Origin of the sequence: Hymenobacter sp. (assembly GCF_035709525.1) — a bacterium.
Taxonomy (GTDB): domain Bacteria; phylum Bacteroidota; class Bacteroidia; order Cytophagales; family Hymenobacteraceae; genus Hymenobacter.
This window is the reverse complement of the sequence record NZ_DASTEP010000233.1, coordinates 16,008-33,051: the sequence shown is the minus strand read 5'-3', so window position 1 is coordinate 33,051 and position 17,044 is coordinate 16,008. Positions and strand designations below refer to the sequence as shown.

The window sequence follows — 17,044 nt, the reverse complement described above, 5'->3', positions numbered from 1 at the left end:
ATATAGATACGGCGGGCTAAATAGGTAAGCGAGCAGATAGATAATTGCTTACGTCTTGATGAAACAATCGGAAGCTCTCAGATACATCGGCCAGCCAAGCTATATCTAAGCCTGCCGCTAGCTCAGCTACTAGCTCATCCTTGGTTTGCTCGGCAGGTAAGCGAGAATGCTCCTCATACACCTCCCGCTTTACGGATTCATTCACAATAGATTCTAGACCTCGGCAATCTTTGGCAAGTTTCCCATCAGCATGGCGCTGCAAGGCTAGCAGCCAATGCTCTATGCACTGCATGGGTAGTATAAATATTGTGCTTGCTTTCCAATCACTGCGGTCAATGCCAGCAATTTGGTCTGCAAACCACTTCAAGCGCTCGGCTCGAATTGAGGAGGTAGCAGCATCTAAATCGCGGCCGACAAATAAGCAGTCCAGCCGGTATTGAGCCTGGCCAAAACCAGCTAGCCAAGCTTCGCGGAATCCCTTATCAACCCCCTTATTATTGAGGCCTTTAAACTTCTTACTGTACCAAGCGTGAGCTTGAAACTCCACCGGATACAGTGCGGCTATTTTCAAAAGATATTGCTCCAAAAATCGTCCTTGTCCTTCATCTTCCCCAAAGAAGCCATAGGTCAATGTCATAGCGGCACGCCTCCCAAAAATCCGGATAACCAATATTCACCTAGCGAATCTTTGTAGCTAGTAGGCGGTAATCCTTGTGCAGCATATTCCTCATTAGTTTTTTCGATGAGGTCAGCAGCATTGTGAATTACTGTTTCACTATTCTCCCGGTCAAAAACTGAAATGCACTCGGGCATATCAGCGAAATGGTCAACTACGTAGGGACTATGGGAAGTAATAATAATTTGAATGTCGCGCAAACGCGCTAGTTCAAAAATGAAATCCATTACTTCTTTAATGCGCCGCGGATGGATACCTTTTTCAGGTTCTTCTAATAAAAGAATTTTTGGTGGATGTGGTTGATGAATAATACATAATAGTGCTAAAAAGTAAAGTACTCCTTCAGATACTTCTTCAGCCCAAAAATCGTAACCGTTCTGGTCAAAGAATTTAAGCTTTATTCTTCCTCTAGACCCTGGCTCAGCTGGTGTAGAAAGGCTATCAATATTGCCAACACAGGTTTTTAAATCTGTTTCTAATTGCTGAAATTTCTTTTTATGATTCTGTCCTAGGTTAAATAAGAAAGAAACAAGATTAGAGCAATCTGAATTTAAATAATCGTCAGATTCAATGCTCTCGCTATGGATAAATTTCCCTGGGTCAGGTCTATATACTTTGCTGCCTGATAAAAAATCCTTTAATATCACAGCGCCAGCTTTATATGCTGCTTCACCCGAAAATTCGTGTCCGTTATAAATGGCTTCATCGCTTTCCGATATTTCGAGAGACTCAACAAGAGAAGCGTCTTTTGTTTCTGACGTAGGCGTCTGTACTATATGCTTAAATTTAGCATAATTTCCGTATTGTATATCGCTAAAAATTACATCAAATTCTATTGCAGCGAATGGATTGCTACGCTTTGCCCCTCTGGTAAATATTTTGCTAAAATGTTGTAGAGTTATTTCTTTTCTTTTGGGTAAAGTGAAGATAGATTCCGAAAATAACTCAATACCCTTCAAGAAATTTGACTTCCCCGAATTATTCGGCCCAATAAACAGGTTCACCTGCCCCAGCTTCACCTGTGCGTCGCGGATGCTGCGGAAGTTTTGAATGCGGATGGAAGTAAGCATGGCTAAAGTTATCCTAATAATTCTTCGATATCCTCCCGCGTCAGCGATTTTATCACGGCCTCATCGGTTGTTATCAAGTCGCTCACCAGTTGCAGCTTGCGGCGTTGCAGGGCTAGAATCTTTTCCTCTACCGTATTCTGGCTGATGAACTTGTACACGAACACCGGCCGCTGCTGCCCAATGCGGTGGGCGCGGTCGATGGCCTGGGCTTCCACCGCCGGGTTCCACCAGGGGTCGAGGATGAACACGTAGTCGGCCGCCGTGAGGTTGAGGCCCACGCCGCCCGCTTTGAGGCTGATAAGGAATATTTTAAGGTTCTTATCATGCTGAAAGCGTTCTACCTCGGCCTGACGGTCGCGGGTATGGCCGTCTAGGTAGGCGTAGCTGAGCTGGCGCTCGTCGAGGCCCGCGCGCACCAGGGCCAGGTGCTGCACAAACTGGCTAAATACTAGTACCTTGTGCCCCTCGGCAATAACGCTGCGCAGCATCCGCAGTATCTCGCGCATCTTGCCCGATTCGCCTTCGTATTTGTCGTCGGCGAGGCGCGGGTGGTTGGCTATCTGGCGCAGGCGCGTGAGGCCTTGCAGCAGTAGCAGCTGGGTGCCGCCAGCCGGGGTAGGGGCGTGGCCCTCCAGGCTTTCAAGAATTTTATTGCGGTAAAAGCTCTTCGTTTCCTCGTAAAACTGCGCCTGCTCCTCCGTCAGCGGGCAGTAGCTGAGGTGTTCGGTTTTCTCGGGTAGCTCGCTGGCTACCTGGGCTTTGTGCCGGCGTAGGACAAAGGGCTTGATGAGCGCGTGCAGCTTCTTGGTGCGGCTCTCATCCTGATTTTTCTCGATGGGCTTCACGAACTCCTTGCGGAAAAACGCCTGCGTGCCCAGCAAACCAGGGTTGATAAACGTCATCTGCGACCACAAATCCATCGTGCTGTTCTCAACCGGCGTGCCGGTGAGGATGAGCCGGTGCCGCGCCCGCAGCTGCCGCACGGCCTGCGCCGTGGTCGAGCTGGGGTTTTTGATGGCCTGCGATTCATCCAGAATCACGTAGTCGAACTGGTAGCTGGCCAGCAGCTCGGTGTCGAGCCGCACGATACCGTAGCTGGTCAGCACGATGTCGTAATCGGCAAACTGCTCTACGTTTTTATCGCGGTAAGTGCCCGTGTACACGAGCAGCCGCAGACTAGGCGTGAATTTGCGTGCCTCAGCCATCCAGTTGTAAACCAATGATGTAGGTAGTACCAGCAACGAGGCCGCGCCCTGGCTGGCGCCGCTTTCCTGGCGCTCTAGCAGCATCACCAGCGTTTGCACGCTTTTGCCTAGGCCCATGTCGTCGGCCAGGCAGCCACCTAGGTGGTAGTCTTGCACAAAGCGCAGCCAGTTATAGCCCGCCTGCTGGTAGGGCCGTAGCGTGCCCCGGAAACCCACCGGTAGCGGCCGGTCTTCCACGGCCGCGAAGTCGCGTAGCTTCTCCAGCCGCCGCGTGAGCGTGACGGTAGCTAGGTTATCCTGCTCTAAGTCATTGATTAGTGACAGGTGGTGGCGACGCAAAGCCAGTGGCTGGCCTTCAGTTTCTTCGGCAAACGCGAATAGCTCTAGGTAGTCGGTAAACCACTCATCGGGGATAAACGCCACCTGCCCGTTGGGCAGCCGGTACTCGCGGCGGCGCTGCAAAATGTAGGGCCGCAGCCGGATAAACGGCACCGCAAACTCGCCAAACCAGACTGTGCCGCGCACATCGAACCAGTCGCCGCGCTCCTCAATGCCAACTTCCACCCGCACCGGGCCGATGAAATAGTCCTGGCTGGCCGTTTCGCTGCCTTGCACCTGGAAGCCGAGCGTGCCCAACTCGGGCGCGTGGTCGTGTAGCCAGCGGAAAGCCTCAGCTTTGGGCAGTGAGGCGTAGCCGTCGGCGTCGAGGGGCAGGCCACGCTGGCGCAGCTCGTCGGCGCGGTCACTTTCTTCCTTGGCCGAGCGCAGTAGGCGGCGAAAAATGTAAGAATCAGCGTCTTCCTCCAGCTGCACGCTCATGGCGCGGGGCGGCGTCAGGGGCAGGTCGTAGGCGCCGTAGCGGAAGGTGAGCGTGAAAAACAGCGGGGCCTCGTCGGTGCCCAGGCCGGGCACTACCACGGGCTTGGGCTGCGGCACGCGGCCGCGCTTGGGCGGGCCGGGCGGGCGCACGGGAGCCACGGGCACGCCGCCAGCTGGCACGGGCGGCACGTCGGAAAACGTGAGCTGCGGCCGCGCCAGATACCGCTCGGTACGGATGTCGAAGCCGCGGGCGTGCACGTCGAACGACTCCATGAGCGGAGCCACGAACTTCTGGAAGTAGTTTTTCTCTACTGCCCGCGGCACTACGATGAATTTCTTATTCAGAAACGGCAGCAGCTTGCGCCCGTCTACGGCGTGGCGAAAGTGGTAGAGCACGTTGTCGACCAGCAGCCAGGCCGGCTGCTGGCACACTAGTACGGCATTCTTAAACTGAAAATCAAGCTTTTGAGTCTGGTACTGAATCGTGGGGAAGTAGTGCGTGCTTTCCTCGTTGCGCCGAAAGTGAAACAGGATGGAGGCCGGCGTGGGGGCCAGCGCCAGCTCGCGCCAGGTGGGCTCGCCATCGCGGCCCATCACAAACACCTGTTTTTCCTGCAAGCCTGCCAGCAGGCGGGCCAGCCGCGTTTGCACGTAGCGGGCCACAGCCTCCTGCAGCGGCTTGTCGCCTTTTTCGGGGTGGTAGGTTTTGAGAAAAAACTCGGCCGTCGTGATTTTGCGCGGCCAGAACTCCTTGATTACGGCCTCCTGCTGCAATTCGTCGCAGAGCTTAATCAGCTCGTAATCATCGTCTTCCAGGCCATCGGCAAACTCGGCCGCGTTTTTGGAAGAAACCATCTGGTGCTGGAGCGTGAGCTGCCCGCGCGGCCCCAGCTGCACGACGTGCGCCGTAAACAGGTGGCCCAGGTATTCATGGGCAAACAGCGAGTAAACGAGTTGAAAAGGTAACGCAGTAGAAACAGTCATAGCCGAACACGAGAACGTGCAAGTTAACTGTCAAAGCCAACAATGCGTCGCCGCTCAGCTTACTGTTTTAACCCAGCCAGCCGGGCTATTTTCCGGCTTACCGCGCCTTACAAGTTCTCTTTCACGTCCATACGGCCCGCATTCAGCGCGGGGCGAATGGAAACGGCTAATGTGATAGCAATGATAGCCAGACAGATAAAGAAAATGTCACTGGCTTGCATTTTTACCGGGTACGAGTCGACAATGCTCGTGGCCATGCCCATGCTCACGAGGTGAAACGTCTGCTGCACCCAGCAGATGCTAACCCCTAGCACCAGCCCCGACACCGCGCCCACCAGCGCCACGATGGCCCCCACCAGCAAAAACGAGCGGCGCACCGTCTGTTCGCTCGCGCCCATGGCCAGCAGTACGGCAATGTCCTTGCGCTTGTCGATGACTAGCATCGAGAGCGAAAAGAAGATGTTGAGTGAGGCAATGAGCAGAATAAAAGCGAACGTGATGAACACGAACAGCTTCTCAATCTTGATGGCTTTGAGCAAGCTAACGTGCTGCTCGTCCGAGTCTTGCACCGCGAAGTCGCTGCCCAGGCTTTCGCGCAGCGCGTCCTTCACGTCATCGAGCTGGTAGTTACCGCCTGCCTTGACATAGAGCGCGGTGCGGCGGTTGCCGTAGCCCAGTAGGCGCTGCGCAAAGCTCAAGGGCACAAATAAATAGCTATCGTCCAGCTTTTGCTCGATGTGGAAGATGCCGCCCGCCAGGATATTTTCTTCGTTGAAAGCCTGGTCGGGGTTGATGGACAGCGTTTTGCGGCCCGGCACCTGGCGCGGGTACAAGAGCTTGAGCGGGGCGAGCCGGTTATCGAGCGTGATGCTGAGCTCGTGCTGCACGCCTTCGCCCACCAGCGCGTATTCGAGGTCGCCGCGGCGCAGGCGGTGGTCGCCGGCCACGATGCTGGAGTCGATGGGGCTTTGGCCGAAGTAATTATCCGACAAACCCCTCATTTTCACTACCATCTGCCGGTCGTGGTATTGCAGCAGGGCGTTGTCTTCGATGACTTCGGTGAGCAGGGCCACGCCGGCCGTGTTTTGCACCGTGGCCCGCAGGGCGGGTGTCATTTCGAAGGACTTGCCATGCACGGCGGTGATGGCCAGGTTGGGGTCCGACTTGCCGTAGAGCGAGCGCACCAGGTCTTCGAGGCCGTTGAATACCGACAGCACCACGATGAGCGCCATCGTGCCCACCGCCACGCCCACCATCGAAATGTTGGAGATGATGGTGATGATGTTGCGCTTTTTCTTGGAGAGAAAATAGCGCTTGGCAATCAGGAGAGGTACATTCACCGCAGATTCAAACGGATTTTTAGGATTTAACGGATACGCCCGCTGCGCGGGCTGGCTATCTGCTTTTTTTCTGGGCTACGCTGCGCTTCGCTACTTTTTGGGTTGGGGGGCGTTTGGCTGCGCCGTGAGGTTGGTGGCTTGGTTGCTGGAGTAAAGTAGCGTCGCTTGGGGATGCTTACGTAGCGAAGCTGGTTTTGACTAAGCGGCGGTATTGCAGAGACGTGGTGCCAAAATTGAGGAGCAGGCCTACGTGCAGGCGGTAGGCTTCGAGGTAGTTGATAGTTTGGGCAAAATGAGCCTCGGTGAGTTCGGGGATGGCTTTTAGCTCCAGCAGTATGGGCTGGTCGTCGGTAGGGCCGGCGGCCAGAAAATCGACCCGGCGGGTCCCGATTTGCTGCCCCCGAAAGAAAATGGGGGTTTCCACTTCGCCCTGGGCCACTACCTGCTCGCGCTCCAGTTCAATGGCCAGCGCCCGTTGATAAATAACCTCTGGAAAGCCCCGGCCCAGCAGTACATGCACCCGCATGGCGCAGCCGATAATGCGGTGGGTGAGCGGGTTATAGGCAGCCAGGTCGACAGCGTAGCCGCTGCTCGGCTCCGCCACCAAGCTGTCGACAGCTAGCCATTCTTCCAGTTGCTGATACATACTCAAACGAAGAAATCAAAAGCCCGAAACTCAATCCAGCAGACAGCCACACCCAACCGCTACTACAACAAAGCAAAACAGAGCCAACCCAATTTAACTATCGAGTAGCCAGCCTGCGCAGCAGGCGTATCCGTTAAATCCTAAAAATCCGTTTGAATCTGCGGTCTTACTTCCACGCTTTCACTATCAGGCCGGTGCCCGAGTCGTGGGTAGTGCGCGCATCGTACCAATTCAGAATCAGGCAGAACGGAAACGTAACCAGGTAGTAGAAAGGCAGAAGGATGAAGAACAGCCGCGACTGCCCGAGCATCAGAATCGGGTACTTCATGCTGAGCCGCCACGAAATCTGGCCCGGCTCGCCGTAGCTGTAGCGCGCCTCAATGCGCTCAAAACCAGCCGTGCGCAGCTTCTGCTGAATCTCGTGGATGTTGTAGCCATCGCGCACGTGCTCCTCAATAAAGCTGGTTTCGGAGTCGGCGTGCACGTCGGAGCCGCCCTGGTCGCTGGGCGTCGAAATAAGCAGCATCCCACCATCACGCAGCGAGGCGTGGATGTTGCGAAACACCTCCACGTCTTCCAGAATGTGCTCCATCACATCGACCGACAAGGCCAGGTCGAAGGAATTGGGTTCCTGGTACAGCACCAGGTCTTGCACCGCAAACTGCACCTGCGGCCGGCCGATGGCCCGGAAAAAGTTGTTGGAATCGGCTACCTGCTCTTCCTTGACATCAATGGCCAGAATGCGCCACAGATTGCTGAGCCCGCTGAGCCAGTACGAATACTGCCCGTAGCCCGCGCCGGCATCCAGGATGTCGAGCGGCTCGCGGGTGCGGCCCTTGGCCCACTGGCGCAACTCGCGGTGCACGTGCCAGGTGCGTAGTAGCAAGAGGTCGAGCAGGTTATAAAATAAGCGCCGCAGCCACGGCGAGCGGTTGAACACGTTGCCGAGGCTGCGCTTAATCGGGTCGTAGTACAAGGTAATGGATGAGTGGATGAGTGGATAAGTGAATGAGTGGATGGATATGAATGGGCAAATGAGCTACTGAGTTAACCACTCATTCACTCATCCACTCATCCACTCATCCCCAACTCACTAATTGAACAAGCGTGGGCGCGGGGTTTCGGGCTCGTCGTCGTCGCCGGTTTCGGGCGGGGCGGGCGGAATGTCGAGCTTGCTCAGCACCTGGTCCATGTGGGCGGCGTAGGCGGCGCTGTCGTCGTGGAAAAAGTGGAGCTCGGGCACCACGCGGGCCTGGTTGCGGATGCGCTTGCCCAGCGCGTGGCGGATTTCCTTGGTGTGCTCGCGGATAATTTCCACGCGCTCGGCCGCGTCGTTGCCGAGTAGCAGGCTCAGGTACACGCGGGCCACGGCCAGGTCGGGCGTGATGTGCACGGCGCTGATGCTGGGCACCAGCCCGCCGCCAAAGAGGTGCGGCAGGTCGCGCTGGAGCACCTGGGCCAGCTCCTGCTGGAGCAGGCTGGCCATTTTTTGTTGTCGTTTGCTTTCCATATTAAAGGAACAAAGGTACTCTTGGTTGGTGCTTGGTGCTTAGTGCTTGGTGCCTAGGGTGGGTAGCCTGGGGCTGAGTGAGCGGCATCAGGCGGCAATGGGTAGTACAGCGAGGTAGGCAGACTACCAAAGTTGAAGCTGCTAAAACGACCTTTGCAAATGATTGGTCAGCCGATGCACTAAGCACCCGGCACCAAGTACTACCTACATGCTGCGTTTTTTCAAAAGCACTTTGCCGGCCCAATTGCTCGTGCTGCTGGTGCTGGTGATGGCCTTGCGGCTGCCGCTGCTGTGGCTGGGCCTGCCCGTGTCGGCAGCTGAGCTGCGGTTGCTGCTGCTGGGCGAGGGCATCGGGGCTGGGGCCTGGCCCTACCGCGACCTCTTCGACGGCACCGCGCCGCTGGCCGCCGCCGCTGCCGGGGCACTGGAGCTGGCCTGGAACCGCCCCGTGCTGCTGTACCGCGCCGGCGCGCTGCTGATTCTGCTTTTCCAGGCCCTGCGCCTCAACAAAGTGCTCAACCGGGCCGACGTGCACCCCGAGCGCGGCTACCTGGCGGCGCTCACCTACCTGGTGGTGGGTAGCCTCAGCACGCAGCTCGATGCGCTGTCGCCGCTGCTTATAGGGCATACGTTTATTATCTTATCGCTCAGTGCTTTGCTGCCTACCTCGCGCGAGGGCTACGACAACCGCCGCCTGTTTCGGGCGGGGTTTCTGATTGGGCTGGCGGCGCTGTGCTACCTGCCGCTAGGCTTGTTTGTGGGGCTGGGGCTATTTGCAGTAGTCATCTTCGCGGCCAATTCTTTTCGCAGCGCCCTGCTGCTGCTGTGCGGGTTTGGGTCGCCGCACGCGCTGGTGGCTACCGTGTTTTCCTACGTAGGCGCGCTGCCCAATTTTGCCCAGATGCACCTCGAGCGCGGCCTCACGCCCAGCCTGGCCAGCGTCGATGGGCTGCCGCCCGCCGTGGCGTGGCCGCTGCTGGCGGGCTCGGCTGCGCTGCTGCTGCTGGCGCTGTTGCGCACGGGTAGCACGGCCTTGGGCTTGGTGTTTCAAGCCAAGTTTCGGCAGCTGATGCTGGTGTGGCTGGTGGTGGCGCTGGCGGTGCTGGCCGTGGGGCGCGGGCTGGCGCCCGGCTCGCCGGTGCTGCTGCTGCCGCCGCTCACGTATTTCGGGTTGTTTTTGTGGCAAAAAGTGCCGGGCCGGGCCGGCTGGGCACCCGAGCTGCTGTTTCTGGTGGTGCTGGGCAGCGTGTTCACCATCCGCTACCGCCAGTTGGTGCCGGGCCTGCAAGGGCTGCTGCGCCTGCCTGCCGAAAGCCAGTTTGCCCCCCAGCCCGCGCCGGCGTATAGCCGCCTGGGCAGCGGCTCGGTGCTGGTGATTGGCCCCGACCGCCGGCCCTACCTTACGCACCCTGCCGCCCGGCCCTACCTCGACTGGCCCTTGGCGCAGGAAGATTTTAGCCGCCTCAACGAGTACGCGGCCGTGGTGCACATCGCGGCCAGCCTCGATGCGCAGCCGCCTGCTTACATCATTGACCAGCAAGGTAAAATGGCCGTGCTGCGCTACCTGCTGCCGGGCCTGTTTGGGCGCTACGAGGTAGTGCCCAACCAGCCGGGCGTGTACCAACGGCGCTAAAAAAGGCTGCTTTTTGCAAGCAAAAAAGAAGGCTCACGCATCCGATTAAGGTAGCGTGAGCCTTCTTTTTAAAGCGATTTGGCTGCTCTACGCTGCGCCGGTACCTTGGGTGCGGGCCAGCTCGGCATTGAGCTCGGCGGTGCGGTCGCGGCGCACGGCGCGGGCGATGTAAATGCTTAGCTCGTAAAGCAATAAGATGGGAATAGTAACGATAATCTGGGCCGAGATGTCGGGCGGCGTGATGATAGCCGCGATGATGAGAATGACCACAATGGCGTGCTTGCGGTAGAGTATCATCAGCTCGGGCGTCACGAGGCCGGCTTTGGCCAGGAAGAAGACTATCATTGGCAGCTCAAACACGAAGGCGCACGAAAGCGTCATCGTCGTGAGCGTGCTGAAGTAGCTCTGCAAGTCCATCTGGTTCTGCACGCTGGGGTCTACGTTGTAGTCGGCCAGAAACTGAATGCTGAGCGGCGCGGCGATGTAATAGCCGAACAACAAGCCTAGAATGAACAGTATCGATACAAAAAACACGGCACCTTGCGAGTTTTTGCGCTCGTGCGGGTATAGGCCGGGCTTGATAAAACGCCACAATTCCCAAAACAAATAAGGAAAGGTGAGGCAGATACCCGCGATAAATGACGTGCTGATGTGCATGGCCAGCTGCCCGCTCATCTCCCGGTTTTGGATGATGAAATGCACTTGGTCTTCGCATGGCCCGGTAGAGCCGAAGAAGTGGCCCACGCGGCAAAACATCTGGTAGGTCCAGAAATCGGGGCGCGACGGAGCCAACAGTAGGTCGTGAAACAGGAATTTCTTATTGAAAAACGCAATCAGCGAAAACACCACTACCGCGATGGCCGACCGGATAATGTGCCAGCGCAACGCCTCCAGGTGGTCGATAAACGACATCTCCGCCTCGCCCTCGGCGGCGGCGCGGTTCTGCTGAAATTTTTGAGTGGGAGATGCCAAGACCGCAGATTAAAACAGATTTAAACGGATTTCGCAGATACGCCTGCTAAAGCAGGCTGACTACCTGGTGGGTTGTGAGGTGGCCGCGGCTGGTAGTAGCCTGCGGCGCAGATTCTGGTCAGTGAACGAGAGAAAGCAGAAAAAGGAGGAAAACGGCTGAACGCCGCTACGCAGAAGGCAACGAAGCGGCGAAGCGAAGCCAACGCCGCCAACGAGGCAGCGGCGCCGGCCGCTCAGTCAGCCTGCTTTAGCAGGCGTATCCGTTAAATCTTAAAAATCCGTTTTAATCTGCGGTCTTGAACAGGGGGTAGTTTTGCAGCCACTCGTTGACCTGGCCGCGCACGCTGGTGAGGCGGGCCGGGTCGGCGTGGTGGGTGAGGGCCTCGTCGATGAGCTCCACGATGCGCGTCATGTCGGTTTCGACCAGGCCGCGGGTAGTTACGGCGGCCGAGCCGATTCGGATTCCGCTGGTCACGAACGGCGACTTGTCGTCGAAGGGCACCATGTTCTTGTTGATGGTGATGTCGGCCTGCACCAGGGTGTTCTCGGCGAGCTTACCGGAAATGCCCTTCGAGCGCAAGTCAATCAACATCAAGTGGTTGTCGGTGCCGCCCGAAATGATGTCGTAGCCCCGGTTCAGGAACTCCTTGGCCAGCGCCTGGGCGTTTTTCTGTACCTGGTGGGCGTACTTGGTGTAGTCGTCGCTTAGGGCTTCGCCGAAGGCTACGGCTTTAGCCGCGATGACGTGCTCGAGCGGGCCGCCCTGGGTGCCGGGGAACACGGCCGAGTCGAGCAGGGCCGACATGGGGCGGGTTTCGCCTTTGGGCGTCTTCAGGCCGAAGGGGTTGTCGAAGTCCTGGCCCAGCATAATGAGGCCGCCGCGGGGGCCGCGCAGGGTCTTGTGCGTAGTCGTGGTGACGATGTGGCAGTGCTGGAAGGGATTATTCAGCAAGCCCTTGGCGATGAGGCCGCTGGGGTGCGAAATGTCGGCCAGCAGCAGGGCGCCCACCTCGTCGGCGGCGCGGCGCAGGGCAGCGTAGTTCCAGTCGCGCGAGTAGGCCGAGGCCCCGCAGATGATGAGCTTGGGGCGCTCGCGGCGGGCGGTGTCCACTACCTTATCCCAGTCGATGAGGCCGGTTTCCTTCTCCACGCCATAAAAAGAAGGCTGGTAGAGCTTGCCCGAAAAATTGACCGGCGAGCCGTGTGTGAGGTGGCCACCGTGGCTGAGGTCGAAGCCCAGAATCTTGTCGCCGGGGTTGAGGCAGGCCAGCATCACGGCCGCGTTGGCCTGCGCGCCGGAGTGGGGCTGCACGTTGGCCCAGGCCACGCCGAAGAGCTCCTTGATGCGGTCGATGGCCAGCTGCTCTACCTGGTCAACTACTTCGCAGCCACCGTAGTAGCGCTTGCCGGGCAGGCCCTCGGCGTACTTGTTGGTGAGGACCGAGCCCTGCGCCACCATCACTTGGTCGGAGACGTAGTTTTCGGAGGCAATGAGCTCCAGGCCATGGGTTTGGCGCTGGCGCTCCTGCTCGATGAGCGAGAAAACGGCGGTGTCGCGCAAGGCGGCGGGGGCGAGGGTAGGGGCAGTGGCTTGCATGGCCCCAAAAGTACGACGAGGAGTAGGGTAAGCTTTAGCTTGCCGAAAAACAGCTTGGCAAACTAAGTTTTGTTTGAAACGGCAAGCTGAAGCTTACCGCACAGTTATCGGGTAGGGCGCTTCCCGATTCTCCACCAGATGCAGCTCCCAGCTATCGAGGTTCAGCGCGGCCAGGTGGCGCAGCTCGGGGTTGTGGCGGTACACGCCGCCCGCATCCAGCCCGATGGCCCCGGCGCGAGCGGCCACGGCGGCCTTTATCTCGGCCACGGGCGTGGGCACGTGGCCGTGCAGCAGGCGCTTGCCGCCCAATCGTGAGGGGTCGAAGACGAAGCTCTTGGTGTAAAGCATGCTGTGCTCGTCGTGGCGCAGGTCGGCGGGCGGCAGGGCAAAATCGAAGCCGGCGTGGACCAAAACAAAATCGGGCAAGTCCAGCGTCAGCGGTAGCGCGGCCATCCAGGCCACGTAGCGGGCCGGAACGGCTGTGGCCTTGGCCACCCTGAAGCTGGCCAGTACCATATTGCGCTCGGCTTCCAGCTTCCACATATCATTGGCATTGGGCGTGCCGTGGATGGTGGCGAGTAGTTCCTGCTCGTGGTTGCCGCGCAGGCAATGCACTTGGTAGCCACTGGCTTGCAGCGCCATGACGTAATCGAGCACGCCCGCGCTGTCCGGTCCCTTGTTCACGTAGTCGCCCAACAGGTAGAGTTGGTCGGTGGCTTGCAGGCGCAACTCTACCTCTACCAAGTGGCGGAAGGTGGCGAGGCAGCCATGAATATCGGTAGCGGCGAAGCGACGGCTCATTGCAAGGAGATTAAAACGACACGAAAAAGCCCCGGCCGAAGCGGCGCGGGGCAATATTTTCAGTTTGACAACTGGCTAGGCGTAGCTGCCTTTGCCGTTGTCGGGCTTGTTGTGGCCGCGGTTGGGGTGTGTGGTGCCGGCGTCTTCGGCTTCGTTGGCGAGGCGCTCTTCAGTGGCCTCGTCGCGGTCGCCGGCGGGTAGCGCGTCAGCTTTGTGCTGCTCGGGCAGGCCGGGCTGGTTTTTATTGGTTTGCGACTCTTGGTTCTGCTCGGTGTGGTGGGTAGCCATTGGAAAAGGAAATTAGAGAGTGAAAACAGCGCGCCGGGTGACGAGCGCTAGCGGTTGGGGTGCGTGTGGGGCGCGTCTTGGGCTTCTTCGCGCAGGCGCTTTTCGGTTTTTTCGTCGCGGCCAGCGTCGTTGGTTTCGCCGGTGCCAGCGCTTTGCTGCGCTACGCTGGGGCCGCCCTGGTGCGATTCGCCTTGCTTGTTGGTTTTATGGTCTGCCATGAGAATAGGGGAGTTGAGAGTTTTGAGCTAAGAGTAAACTCATAACTCACTTAATAGCCTTGGTCGATGGCCGAATCTTGCGCGCCGGGGTCGGTGAGCTCGGCGTTGGTATCGGTGCCGGTGATGGGTTTCGGGGTTTTGGGAGCCATCTGGCCCATGCCTACGTGCGAGTGGGGGTCTTCCATTTCATCGGGGCCCTGGCGCAGGTCGTCGGCTTCGAGCTCATCGACGGGGCCGCGCTGGGGGCGGCGGCCGTCTTCGTCGCGCTCGTCGTCAGGGCTGGGCAGGTCCTGGTTGCGGCGCTGGTCGGCACCTTCGTCGGCGCGGCGCATGTTGTCGCCGGGCTGCTGGTCGTCAGGGGCGTCGGTGCGGGCGTTCATGGCCACGGCCGTTACGCCTTCGCTGCTGTCGGTGCCGTAGCCTTCCTTGCCTTCGCGGTTACCGAAGCCGCCGCGGGCGGCCTCATTCTTGGGCGGGTCAGCATTGGGAATGCGCAGGCCAGCGGCAAATTCTTCTTCAGTCGTATCGTCGTTGATGACGCGGATGGGGCGGTTATTAGGGTCGACAGACATGGTGGGGGAGGAGCTTAGCAAATTGGTAGGGGAGTTTACTTAGGTTCGCCCGTTTGGGTTGTTGGAGTAGTGCTTAGTGCTTGGTGCTTAGCGCTTAGTGTTCGAGGGGCTATACGAGCCTAGGCACTAAGCACCAAGCACTAAGCACCAGCCGCTACCTTTGCCCTATGCCCGAAGCCGCTGCCCTGACCCTTGTGCCCACGCCCATCGGCAACCTCGAAGACATTACGCTGCGGGCCATCCGCACGCTGCAAGAGGCCGACCTCATCCTCTGCGAAGACACCCGCACCAGCGGCCGGCTCTTGCAGCACCTGGAAATCAAGAAACCCCTGCAAGCCTACCACCTGCACAACGAGCACCAGCAGGTGCCGCGCCTGCTCGAGCGTTTGGCCAAGGGCGAGCGCATGGCCCTCGTGAGCGACGCCGGCACGCCGGGCATCTCCGACCCCGGCTTTTTGCTGGTGCGCGAGTGCCTGGCCGCCGGCCTGCGCGTGGAGTGCCTGCCAGGGGCCACGGCCTTCGTGCCGGCCTTGCTCAAGTCGGGCTTCGGGGCCGAGCGGTTTTCGTTCGAGGGGTTTTTGCCCGCCAAAAAAGGCCGCCAGACCCGCCTGCGCGAACTAGCGAAGGAGACGCGGACGTTAATCTTCTACGAGTCGCCGCACCGCATCGTGAAGACGCTGGCGCAACTGGCTGAGGTGTTTGGTCCTGAGCGCCCGGCCTCCGTCAGCCGCGAGCTGACCAAGCTTTTTGAAGAAACCCTCACCGCTCCGCTCGGCGAGCTGGCCGCCACGCTGGCCGCCCGCCCCGCCGTTAAGGGCGAAATCGTGCTGGTAGTAGAAGGCATTAAACTGGAAAAACCCGAACGCCGCAACAAATACGATGACGCCGACGACGAATCAACCGATGCCGACGACAACGACGCCGACTAGCGCCCTGGGGCGGCTGGGGCAGTCGCCGCCCGCGCTGGCCGTGCTCGGCGCGCTGCTGCTGAGCTGCGGCTGGCTGCCGCACCCGGTGGCTTTGCCGTCGCTGCTTCTGCTCGTGGCCTGGGTGCCCTACCTGTTGCTGGAGCAAGAGCTTACGCGGCAAGGCGCGCGCAAGGGGCGGGTTTTTGCCACCACTTACCTCATGCTGGTACTGTGGAATGCGCTCACTACCTGGTGGGTTAGCTACAGTACGCTGGGCGGCGGCATTGCGGCGGTAGTGCTCAATGCCGCGCTTATGTGTTTGCCGCTCATGGCCTTCCGGCGCACTAAGGAGCGGCTGGGTAGCCGCATCGGCTACCTGTCGCTGCCGGTGTATTGGCTAGCCTTCGAGCAGCTGCATTTGCACTGGGACGTAACCTGGCCCTGGCTCACGCTGGGCAACGGCTTTGCCGCCGCGCCGCAGTGGGTGCAGTGGTACGAGTACACGGGCTTTCTGGGTGGCTCGCTGTGGGTGTGGGTGGTGAACCTACTGGTGTTCACGGCCTGGATGAAGCGCCAGGCAGTTTTTGAGTATTATACCAACACCCAAAACGGGTTGGTAGATACGCTGGCTCCCAAGAATTTAAAGGAAGTGATGGGCACTAAGGTGAAGGTAAACCTGTGGTTTGCCCTGCCCGTGCTGGCGGTGGTGCTGCCGCTGGGCTGGTCGGAGCTCATCGGCTCGCTCTATAAAGAGAAAGGCCCGGCCGCCGAGGTCGTGGTAGTGCAGCCCAACTTCGACCCCTACGCGGAGAAATTTGCGGGTAGCCCGAGCTACGTGCCCTACCCCGAGCAACTGAATCGGATGCTGACTTTGTCGGCGCAATACCTCACCCCCCAAACCCGCCTCGTTGTCTGGCCCGAAACGGCGCTGGAAGAAAACCACTGGGAAAGCACCATCGAGCGAAGCTTTGATATTCAGCGCATTCGGCAGTGGCTGGGCGAGCACCCCGGCGTGGCGCTGCTCACGGGCATCACCACCATCGGCACTTATCCCAACAAGGAGGCGGCCAGCGAAACCGCCCGCTACCGCGACGACCTGGGTTACTACGACGTATACAACGCCACCGCCTACTTCGCCAATGCTACCGCGCCGGTGGCGCTCTACCACAAGTCGCGGCTGGTGCCGGGCGTCGAGAAAATACCGCCCATCCTCAGCAGCGTGCTCAGTAACATCGATTTGGGCGGCTACGTGGGCTCCTACGGCAGCCAGGCCGAGCGCACCGTGTACGCGGCCCCGGCCGGCGCGCCGGCGTTGCGCCCCGCGCCGCTCATCTGCTACGAAAGCATCTACGGTGACTTCGTGGGCGAGTACGTACCCAACGGCGCTACCCTGCTCACGCTCAGCACCAACGATGCCTGGTGGCACGACTCGCCCGGCTACCGCCAGCTGCTGCGCTACGGCAGCCTGCGCTGCATCGAAACCCGCCGCGACCTGGCCCGCGCCGCCAACACCGGCTATACCGGCTTCATCAACCAGAAAGGTGACATCACGCAGCTCGCGCCTACCTGGGTGCCCACCGCCAGCCGTGGCGTGGTGCATCTCAATGACGAGCAGACCTTTTACGTGCGCCACGGCGAGGTTATCGGGCGCGGCGCGCAAGCGCTGGCGGTGCTCTTGCTGCTGGGCGCGGTGGTGGGGCCGCTGGTGCGCAAGCCATAACTAACCGTCATGCTGAGCTTGCCGAAGCATCTCTACCGCACCGTCGAACGGTCTGGATGAAGCGGTAGAGATGCTTCGGCAAGCT

The 17,044-nt window shown here is 59.3% G+C and carries 16 protein-coding genes; 3 read left to right on the top strand and 13 right to left on the bottom strand.

The features are described 5' to 3' along the window. Window positions 1–16 precede the first annotated feature (16 nt). The 7 genes from VFO93_RS20465 to VFO93_RS20435 form a co-directional block, all read right to left on the bottom strand. Complete coding sequence (locus VFO93_RS20465; protein WP_325136258.1) at window positions 17–637, bottom strand: hypothetical protein; 621 nt, start codon at window positions 635–637, stop codon at window positions 17–19. Continuing rightward, window positions 634–1,746, bottom strand: a complete 1,113-nt coding sequence (locus VFO93_RS20460; protein ID WP_325136257.1) for an AAA family ATPase — start codon at window positions 1,744–1,746, stop codon at window positions 634–636. The genes VFO93_RS20465 and VFO93_RS20460 overlap by 4 nt, the downstream gene beginning before the upstream one ends. Before the next feature lie 8 nt (window positions 1,747–1,754). Beyond that, window positions 1,755–4,754 carry a DEAD/DEAH box helicase gene (locus VFO93_RS20455; protein WP_325136256.1) on the bottom strand — a complete coding sequence of 1,000 codons (3,000 nt, stop codon included), beginning with the start codon at window positions 4,752–4,754 and terminating at the stop codon, window positions 1,755–1,757. Between the two features lie 107 nt (window positions 4,755–4,861). Continuing rightward, entirely contained in the window at window positions 4,862–6,094 is a 1,233-nt protein-coding gene (locus tag VFO93_RS20450) for an ABC transporter permease (RefSeq protein ID WP_325136255.1), read from the bottom strand. Window positions 6,095–6,269: 175 nt separating this feature from the next. Then, entirely contained in the window at window positions 6,270–6,740 is a 471-nt protein-coding gene (locus VFO93_RS20445; RefSeq protein WP_325136254.1) for a GxxExxY protein, read from the bottom strand. 166 nt (window positions 6,741–6,906) lie between these two features. Further along, entirely contained in the window at window positions 6,907–7,716 is an 810-nt protein-coding gene (locus VFO93_RS20440) for a class I SAM-dependent methyltransferase (RefSeq protein ID WP_325136253.1), read from the bottom strand. A 117-nt stretch (window positions 7,717–7,833) separates the two neighbouring features. After that, window positions 7,834–8,226: a ribosome-binding factor A gene (locus tag VFO93_RS20435; protein ID WP_325136251.1), complete on the bottom strand. Its 393-nt coding sequence runs from the start codon at window positions 8,224–8,226 to the stop codon at window positions 7,834–7,836. 232 nt (window positions 8,227–8,458) lie between these two features. Between VFO93_RS20435 and VFO93_RS20430 the strand changes: the two genes are divergently transcribed. Continuing rightward, window positions 8,459–9,883, top strand: coding sequence for a hypothetical protein (locus VFO93_RS20430; protein ID WP_325136250.1), 1,425 nt, complete (start codon window positions 8,459–8,461; stop codon window positions 9,881–9,883). A gap of 87 nt (window positions 9,884–9,970) precedes the next feature. On the opposite strand, the gene tatC is transcribed toward VFO93_RS20430, so the two are convergent. From tatC to VFO93_RS20400, 6 genes are all read right to left on the bottom strand, one after another. After that, a complete protein-coding gene (gene tatC, locus VFO93_RS20425) occupies window positions 9,971–10,855 on the bottom strand; it encodes a twin-arginine translocase subunit TatC (protein ID WP_325136249.1) in 885 nt (294 codons plus the stop codon). Between the two features lie 283 nt (window positions 10,856–11,138). Next, window positions 11,139–12,452, bottom strand: a complete 1,314-nt coding sequence (glyA, locus tag VFO93_RS20420; protein WP_325136248.1) for a serine hydroxymethyltransferase — start codon at window positions 12,450–12,452, stop codon at window positions 11,139–11,141. A 93-nt stretch (window positions 12,453–12,545) separates the two neighbouring features. Further along, window positions 12,546–13,253 (bottom strand): metallophosphoesterase family protein, encoded by a 708-nt coding sequence (locus VFO93_RS20415; RefSeq protein ID WP_325136247.1) that lies wholly within the window; start codon window positions 13,251–13,253, stop codon window positions 12,546–12,548. Between the two features lie 75 nt (window positions 13,254–13,328). Beyond that, window positions 13,329–13,541 carry a hypothetical protein gene (locus VFO93_RS20410; protein WP_325136246.1) on the bottom strand — a complete coding sequence of 71 codons (213 nt, stop codon included), beginning with the start codon at window positions 13,539–13,541 and terminating at the stop codon, window positions 13,329–13,331. Between the two features lie 47 nt (window positions 13,542–13,588). Next, the gene (locus VFO93_RS20405) at window positions 13,589–13,759 is read right to left on the bottom strand and encodes a hypothetical protein (protein ID WP_325136245.1); all 171 of its coding nucleotides are present in this window, start codon (window positions 13,757–13,759) and stop codon (window positions 13,589–13,591) included. Between the two features lie 50 nt (window positions 13,760–13,809). Then, the gene (locus tag VFO93_RS20400) at window positions 13,810–14,331 is read right to left on the bottom strand and encodes a hypothetical protein (RefSeq protein WP_325136244.1); all 522 of its coding nucleotides are present in this window, start codon (window positions 14,329–14,331) and stop codon (window positions 13,810–13,812) included. Between the two features lie 167 nt (window positions 14,332–14,498). On the opposite strand from VFO93_RS20400, the gene rsmI reads away from it, so the two are divergent. Then, complete coding sequence (gene rsmI, locus VFO93_RS20395) at window positions 14,499–15,260, top strand: 16S rRNA (cytidine(1402)-2'-O)-methyltransferase (protein ID WP_325136243.1); 762 nt, start codon at window positions 14,499–14,501, stop codon at window positions 15,258–15,260. Further along, the gene (gene lnt / locus VFO93_RS20390) at window positions 15,235–16,959 is read left to right on the top strand and encodes an apolipoprotein N-acyltransferase (protein ID WP_325136242.1); all 1,725 of its coding nucleotides are present in this window, start codon (window positions 15,235–15,237) and stop codon (window positions 16,957–16,959) included. The genes rsmI and lnt overlap by 26 nt, the downstream gene beginning before the upstream one ends. The last annotated feature ends 85 nt before the right edge of the window (window positions 16,960–17,044 follow it).

Bases quoted from the DNA above. Each gene is read 5' to 3' on its own strand.
- VFO93_RS20460 (WP_325136257.1), bottom strand. From the start codon at position 1,746: ATGCTTACTTCCATCCGCATTCAAAACTTCCGCAGCATCCGCGACGCA.
- lnt (WP_325136242.1), top strand. From the start codon at position 15,235: ATGCCGACGACAACGACGCCGACTAGCGCCCTGGGGCGGCTGGGGCAG.
- VFO93_RS20455 (WP_325136256.1), bottom strand. From the start codon at position 4,754: ATGACTGTTTCTACTGCGTTACCTTTTCAACTCGTTTACTCGCTGTTT.
- VFO93_RS20465 (WP_325136258.1), bottom strand. From the start codon at position 637: ATGACATTGACCTATGGCTTCTTTGGGGAAGATGAAGGACAAGGACGA.
- VFO93_RS20415 (WP_325136247.1), bottom strand. From the start codon at position 13,253: ATGAGCCGTCGCTTCGCCGCTACCGATATTCATGGCTGCCTCGCCACC.
- VFO93_RS20435 (WP_325136251.1), bottom strand. From the start codon at position 8,226: ATGGCCAGCCTGCTCCAGCAGGAGCTGGCCCAGGTGCTCCAGCGCGAC.
- VFO93_RS20400 (WP_325136244.1), bottom strand. From the start codon at position 14,331: ATGTCTGTCGACCCTAATAACCGCCCCATCCGCGTCATCAACGACGAT.
- rsmI (WP_325136243.1), top strand. From the start codon at position 14,499: ATGCCCGAAGCCGCTGCCCTGACCCTTGTGCCCACGCCCATCGGCAAC.
- VFO93_RS20430 (WP_325136250.1), top strand. From the start codon at position 8,459: ATGCTGCGTTTTTTCAAAAGCACTTTGCCGGCCCAATTGCTCGTGCTG.
- VFO93_RS20410 (WP_325136246.1), bottom strand. From the start codon at position 13,541: ATGGCTACCCACCACACCGAGCAGAACCAAGAGTCGCAAACCAATAAA.
- VFO93_RS20405 (WP_325136245.1), bottom strand. From the start codon at position 13,759: ATGGCAGACCATAAAACCAACAAGCAAGGCGAATCGCACCAGGGCGGC.
- glyA (WP_325136248.1), bottom strand. From the start codon at position 12,452: ATGCAAGCCACTGCCCCTACCCTCGCCCCCGCCGCCTTGCGCGACACC.
- VFO93_RS20445 (WP_325136254.1), bottom strand. From the start codon at position 6,740: ATGTATCAGCAACTGGAAGAATGGCTAGCTGTCGACAGCTTGGTGGCG.